Genomic DNA, 6255 nt, shown 5'->3' on the forward strand with positions numbered 1-6255 from the left:
AATGATAAGTATTCTCGTTAGTACAATGACGTTTGTGTTGCTATTGGTGGCTATGTTTCAACTATTACTTGCGATGGGAAAGTCTTTAGGAGCGTACACGTTAGGTGGATATTATACTGTTTTGCCATGGCCTCTCCGCTTCGTCAGTGCTTTTAGTTGTGTCGTATTGATTCTGATTATTGTTGTGTACTTGAGCCATGTACAATGGATTCCAATTCTTTGGCTACCTACAACACCGTTGTTATGGGGAATTGCTATCTTTTTCATACTTAATACGATTGCAAACCTACTGTCAAAAAGTACAAAAGAAAGAAGGTTGATGACACCGATCACTGCTTTTCTCGTCATCGGTACCTTCAGCCTTCTACTTATCACTTAAGAATGAAATTGTTCATTTGCACGATCAAATACGATCATGGAAGCTGTCATTGTTCCTTCTGTACTTGCTACGAGAAGGGATGATGAAGCGTTTTTAACCATCTCTCCAGCGACGTAGACGCGTGGATGACTCGTCCGTCCGAAACCGTCCGTTGTAATTCCGTTTTGTTCATCAACGTCCAAACGAAGTTGCTCAATGAACGTATTGTTACGAACATATTCAGGGACAACGAAGCCACCGTTACGGGAAACAAACGAACCATCTGCTAATTCAACTGCTGAGAGTTGCCCGGAATCTCCGTGAAGGTTCTTAATGATGTCACTATAAATCGGGATATTTTTATCTAGGATTGGCTGTAATAATTCTTGATCTAGCGTAACGCCATTCGTAAAGATGGCAAGATCCGTTGACCAATTGTACAGCAATTTCGTTAAATGTAAGATGGCCTGTTCATCAGAGGCAAAGATGGCAAGCGCCGTGTCACGTAATTCATAGCCATCACAAAATGGACAATGGAATATGCTTTTACCGTAATAGTTACGAATAGGTTCATAAGAGAAACGTTCTTGAATTCCAGTTGCTAAGAGAATGCGACGGCTCGTATACATAGAGCCTCCCACTGTTGTTACAGTAAAGAATTCACCAGTCTCTTCAATTGTTGCAATGGTCTCTGCTTTTCTCGTGACATGCGGATAACGAGAGAGATTTTCGTTTGCGATTGCTCTAAATTCAGTCGGTGAAGTTCCGTCTCGTGTAATGAAATTGTGAGATTCCTCAGTCACGCGGTTTCGATTCGTGTCATTATCAAACAAAGCCACGTGTTGGCGAGAACGGGCCAGTGTAAGGGTTGCTTGCAACCCTGCAGCTCCCCCACCAATAACAATCACATCATAATTCATTATGTTGTCTCCTTTAGATATATTGTAGATTTTTTATATCTATAATAGGTGTGAAGAGAAGCACCACAATTAATGATGTGGTACGTTTCTTGCTTCCTCTGCAAGATCAGCAATCTTCATCGTGCCTAATTCTTCAAGAAAATTCTTTTCAGCTTTTTGGATGGACTGTTGAATAATGCAACTTGGGTTATGGTCTTCGCAGTAATCAAAGATTGGCGGAAGACCTTCTACCGCTTGAATTACATCAAGCAATGTCGTCTCTTTCCAATTTGCCTTCAACTTGTAACCACCGTTTGCGCCAGGAACGGACACGATTAATCCAGCTTTAACTAACTTCGTTAAGATTTTGGATAAGTATGTCGTTGACACTTGTTGATGACCTGCAAGTTTTGAAACACTCGTGTGTCCCTCGGCATGACTTAATGTTAAATGGAGCATCGTGTGAAGTGCATAATGTGTTGATTTCGATAGTTTCATAACGAATCACCTATTATAGATAATGTGTGTCTATAATAGCAACGTTGATCAAGAGAGTCAAGCATTCTCTTTTTCTAGATTTTCACTGATATGCTAAACTAAGAGAGAAATAAAATGTTCGTAAATTCCCTCTTTTTAGAAAGGTGGAGGTGACGTGGAGAAAAGAAACCCAGAGCTTGTTCATCAACCGGTCGCACCTTATGTCCATCAAATTGAAGTGAATGAACCTGGACGGCGATTAATTCTTTCGGGACAACTCGGTATGCAACAAAACGGAGGAGTGCCAGAACAGCCAATGGAGCAACTGAAGCTTGCTTTGCAAAACATCGATCATAACTTACACGAAGCGAATATGAATCGCTCTCACCTTACAAAGTTAACGTTCTACCTAGTCGGTGAATTTCCATTGTCAGAACGTCGCGATGTGATTCAAGGTTATGTAGGAGATGATTTGCCGTGTACGACATTACTCTATGTTGCTGCACTTGCGGCACCACAATTTAAAGTGGAAATCGATGCAGAAGCATTTGCCCCTAACGAATGAATCAGCCGACGATTGCTATTATTGGGGCAACTGGAACACTCGGTCAACTCGTTTGTTACCATGTGATGTCTACGTATAATAAAACGTTCAATTATATAGTTACAGACTATAAAGTAGGACGGGGGGAACGGGTTGCTGAGCGATGGAGCAACCGAGAGGTTGATTGCAAATTTATGAAACTAGATGTTTCGAGTGAAGATAACATTGTCAATGTCGTATCACATGCGGATCTTGTAATCATTGCTGTTTCACAACGCGAACCCTTCATTCAGAATATCTGTATGAAAGTCAATGTTCCGACCATTGACGTAAATGCATTTAATGCTTTTGCTGAGCGAGTGAAGGAATTAGACAATCCACAGGGTACGACGAATGTAATGATGGCAGGATTGCTTCCTGGTTTATCTGTCATCTTGGCAATTGAAGCCGCTAAGGAATTAAGCATCGTAGACGAAGTACACGTAGGGTTTTTACAAAGCGCGAATGCTTTGGCAGGTGCACAAGGTGCAGCGGATATGCTTACGATTGTTTCTTCGAAACTAGCGGATGGGTATCGAGGATTTAAGAAAAAAAGAGTATTTAGAAGCGGGAGAACGTCTATAACACTCCGAAAGATTAATCATTCGGAGCAAGCCGTTATGAAAAACGTATTTAATAAGGCGAAGAGTCACTATTGGACGTCTTGGGATATAGCACCATTTAATAAGCTCGTTTCGACGTTAATTGCACTTCGCGCTTTGCCGAAGCACCGTCATTTATTTGCGCGATTTGCAAAGCACCGCCCCGACCAATCAGAAGAAGCGACACTCTTTGTAGAATTAACAGGATTGCGCAATCAAAAACGGACCAAGTCAGAACGGCAGCTGACTGTTACATCAGATTATGAAGCGACATCACTCGTTGTAACGGGGCTAATTCCTCTCGTTTTAACAAACAAAGCGAACGGTGTCGTCGAGCCTTGGCAAATGGCAACGGTTCAAGATTTGCCTGTTCAGAAGATGAAAGCAAAGTAAGGAGTGGGTCAGTTGGACATCTACATAAGTGGTTACGGTGTTGTCGCAAAAGAATTTGTGCAACTAATCCACGATAAAGCAGAAACGATTGCATCTCGGTATACGATCAAACTGAAAATCAAAGGAATTATCATCCGAGAAGGGATCGTTCAAAGTGAAGATGGCTTAGATCTTCCGCGATTACTTCACTATGGTGTTGGGACGATGGCGGTTAAAGATTATGCGAAAGATTCCCAATACCCAATTCAACCAATTGATCAGATGAGCGGTCATGTGCTGGTCGAAGCGACTTCTACGAATGCAAATGACGGGGAGCCTGCTTACTCGTATATCAAGCAAGCGTTAACGTCGCACATGGATGTCGTTTCAATCTCAAAAGGTGCGCTCGTTCATCATTACGAGGAACTTATGAAGTTAAGTGAATCTGTTAATCGAAGAATTAAATTTAGTGGAGCGACAGCTGCGGCGTTACCAACACTGGATGTTGGAGAATATAGTCTTGCAGGCATGACACTTACTCGTTTTGAAGGGGTATTAAACGGAACAACGAGTTATATCCTTGACGATATGCATGAACAGGAAGTGGACTTTTCAGTGTCTTTGCAACGTGCTCAAGAAGCTGGTATTGCAGAAAAAGACCCAGATATGGACGTTAGTGGGAAAGATAGTGCGAATAAACTCCTCTTACTAGCGAATCGTTTTTTTAGCCTGAATAACCACATTCAAGACGTTGATGTGACAGGTATTATGGCTGTCACAAAAGAACAAATCGCTGATGCAAAAGCGTCTAATCATAAAATTGTTCTGTTAGCATCTGCTGTTTTGGACAAGCAAACGATTCATATGAACGTTCAACCGACATCCATACCGACGGCTCATCCACTCGCAAATCTTGCTCCAAAAGAAAAAGGGATTTGCTTTTACACAGAAGAAATGGGGAGAGTAGCCGTTACAGGCGGTGCATCAAGCCCTGTTGGAGCAGCAGGAGCAGCTCTGAAAGACATGATTAATCTAGTGCAAGCGAACTTCTAAATTCGTAAAAGAGGTGATTGTCATGCGTTTATCAACCATTGCATTGAATGAGAATGAAACACTCGCTATCGTAACAGAGAAAGGTCTAGTCCTCGTCGAAGAAGTGAATGAAAAAGTCGGGGTAGCTTATGCAACAGAATTGCTCGAACTACTACGAAGTGGTAAGCTCGAAGCGTTAACGACTTGGTACAATGAGACGGGCTTAGCGGCCATTGAGCATGGAGAGTATACATTTGTGACGGATTATGTCGTAAAGCCACTATACCGTCATCCGAGCAAGATTTGGGGCATTGGTCTAAACTATGTGGAACACGCAGCTGATTTAAGTGAAGTAGCTCCGAATACAGAACCTGCGAGTTTTATGAAGCCTGATACGACAATCATCGGCAGTGGGGATACGATTCAGATCCCTTTGCAATCAGAACGTACGACAGCTGAAGCTGAGCTAGGTGTGATTATTGGAAAGCCGTGTAAAGATGTCGAAGAAGCGGATGTGCTTGATTATATTGCAGGGTACACGACAATTATTGATATGACCGCAGAAGATATTTTGGAAAAGAACCCACGGTACTTAACTCGTTCTAAAAGCTTTGATACGTTCTTTAGTTTCGGACCACAGTTCGTTACGAAAGATGAAGTCGAAGAGTGATGAAACTAGAAGTTAGCACTGTGATTAACGGGAAGCTACACCGTAAGAACACCGTTGATCATATGACGTTTACACCGTTTAACCTCGTGTCGTTTCACTCCAAAGTCATGTCTCTTCTACCTGGAGATCTTATTTCAACAGGTACGCCAGGTGCGGTACACATTCATGAAGGTGACGAAGTCGAATGCCAGATTAACGGTTTCGCATCGTTGAAAAATAAGTGTCAAGATTTGAAAATTAAAACTCATGCATAAGAGGTGGAACCAATGGATTTGAATTTAACAAACAAAACAGTGATTGTTATGGCTGCAAGCCAAGGATTAGGTAAAGCAACAGCATTAGAATTCGCAAAAGAAGGCGCTAACGTTGTCATTTCAAGTCGCAACGAAGAAGAATTGCAACGTGCCGTTGACCACATTCTAGAAGCAGCACCATCTGCAAGTGTCATGTATAAAGTTTGTGACATCACGAAAGGCGACGACATTAAAAACCTCGTCCAGTCAGCGGCCGATCAGTACGGCACGGTTGACGTGCTCATTAATAATGCTGGCGGACCTCCAGCGGGTGGTTTTGATAAATTTTCAGATGAACAATGGCAGAATGCATTTGAACTGAACTTATTAAGTTTTGTTCGAGCGATCCGAGAAGTGTTACCGCACATGCGTAAACAAGGCGGTGGACATATTCTAAATTTCGCATCTTCCTCCATTAAACAAACGCTCGATAATCTATTGCTGTCCAACACATTCAGAGCAGGCATCGTCGGACTTGCAAAGAGTCTCTCTCAAGAATTAGCGGAAGACAATATTTTAATTAATACACTTGGCCCAGGACGGATCGCTACAGGTCGAGTTGAAAGTCTAGACAAGATTAAAGCCGACAAAGTTGGTCTTTCATATGATCAAGTGAAAGAGAACTCCGAGAAAAGCATCCCGATGGGACGCTACGGTCAACCAGAAGAATTCGCAAAACAAGCGGTATTCTTATGCTCAGGTGCCAATACGTATGTTACCGGGCAATCATTGCTCGTTGATGGTGGCTTAGTTAAAGCCCTTTAATGTCGAAACCCCTTCTAATCAAATTGGACCGCTGAAAAAGTCTTTGACTAAAGAACGTACCCTTGAATTTTCGAGCGTACGTTCTTTTTTGATAAACTATACTAGAGTCATGATTTCCACTGCAGGCGGATGCTTGCACCCCTGGCACAAGGGCAACATCGGCTCCTGCTTCGCAGTCACCGTGTTTTCTATGCCGCGGAGGAA

The 6255-nt window shown here is 42.4% G+C and carries 9 protein-coding genes; 7 read left to right on the forward strand and 2 right to left on the reverse strand.

What is annotated here, in order from left to right:
• The first annotated feature begins 1 nt into the window (after window position 1).
• A complete protein-coding gene (locus JCM19055_RS03560) occupies window positions 2-379 on the forward strand; it encodes a hypothetical protein (RefSeq protein WP_042358532.1) in 378 nt (125 codons plus the stop codon).
• On the opposite strand, the gene JCM19055_RS03565 is transcribed toward JCM19055_RS03560, so the two are convergent.
• Both JCM19055_RS03565 and JCM19055_RS03570 read right to left on the reverse strand, forming a co-directional pair.
• A complete protein-coding gene (locus JCM19055_RS03565; RefSeq protein ID WP_042358533.1) occupies window positions 376-1278 on the reverse strand; it encodes an NAD(P)/FAD-dependent oxidoreductase in 903 nt (300 codons plus the stop codon). The two genes, JCM19055_RS03560 and JCM19055_RS03565, sit on opposite strands and share 4 nt — an antisense overlap.
• A gap of 69 nt (window positions 1279-1347) precedes the next feature.
• On the reverse strand, window positions 1348-1755 hold the full coding sequence (locus tag JCM19055_RS03570) for an Rrf2 family transcriptional regulator (RefSeq protein ID WP_042358534.1): 408 nt from the start codon (window positions 1753-1755) through the stop codon (window positions 1348-1350).
• A gap of 154 nt (window positions 1756-1909) precedes the next feature.
• Between JCM19055_RS03570 and JCM19055_RS03575 the strand changes: the two genes are divergently transcribed.
• The 6 genes from JCM19055_RS03575 to JCM19055_RS03595 are packed head-to-tail and all read left to right on the forward strand — an operon-like array spanning window position 1910 to window position 6051.
• Window positions 1910-2299 carry a RidA family protein gene (locus JCM19055_RS03575; protein ID WP_042358535.1) on the forward strand — a complete coding sequence of 130 codons (390 nt, stop codon included), beginning with the start codon at window positions 1910-1912 and terminating at the stop codon, window positions 2297-2299.
• Window positions 2296-3312: a hypothetical protein gene (locus JCM19055_RS03580; protein WP_042358536.1), complete on the forward strand. Its 1017-nt coding sequence runs from the start codon at window positions 2296-2298 to the stop codon at window positions 3310-3312. The genes JCM19055_RS03575 and JCM19055_RS03580 overlap by 4 nt, the downstream gene beginning before the upstream one ends.
• A 12-nt stretch (window positions 3313-3324) precedes the next feature.
• Window positions 3325-4344, forward strand: coding sequence for a homoserine dehydrogenase (locus JCM19055_RS03585; RefSeq protein ID WP_193745291.1), 1020 nt, complete (start codon window positions 3325-3327; stop codon window positions 4342-4344).
• A 22-nt stretch (window positions 4345-4366) separates the two neighbouring features.
• Entirely contained in the window at window positions 4367-4993 is a 627-nt protein-coding gene (locus tag JCM19055_RS03590) for a fumarylacetoacetate hydrolase family protein (RefSeq protein ID WP_370542969.1), read from the forward strand.
• The gene (locus tag JCM19055_RS31175) at window positions 4993-5247 is read left to right on the forward strand and encodes a fumarylacetoacetate hydrolase family protein (RefSeq protein WP_370542970.1); all 255 of its coding nucleotides are present in this window, start codon (window positions 4993-4995) and stop codon (window positions 5245-5247) included. The genes JCM19055_RS03590 and JCM19055_RS31175 overlap by 1 nt, the downstream gene beginning before the upstream one ends.
• 12 nt (window positions 5248-5259) lie before the next feature.
• The gene (locus JCM19055_RS03595) at window positions 5260-6051 is read left to right on the forward strand and encodes an SDR family oxidoreductase (protein ID WP_042358538.1); all 792 of its coding nucleotides are present in this window, start codon (window positions 5260-5262) and stop codon (window positions 6049-6051) included.
• The last annotated feature ends 204 nt before the right edge of the window (window positions 6052-6255 follow it).

The organism is Geomicrobium sp. JCM 19055, from assembly GCF_000698185.1.
Classification (GTDB): Bacteria; Bacillota; Bacilli; order Bacillales; family Marinococcaceae; genus Geomicrobium_A; species Geomicrobium_A sediminis.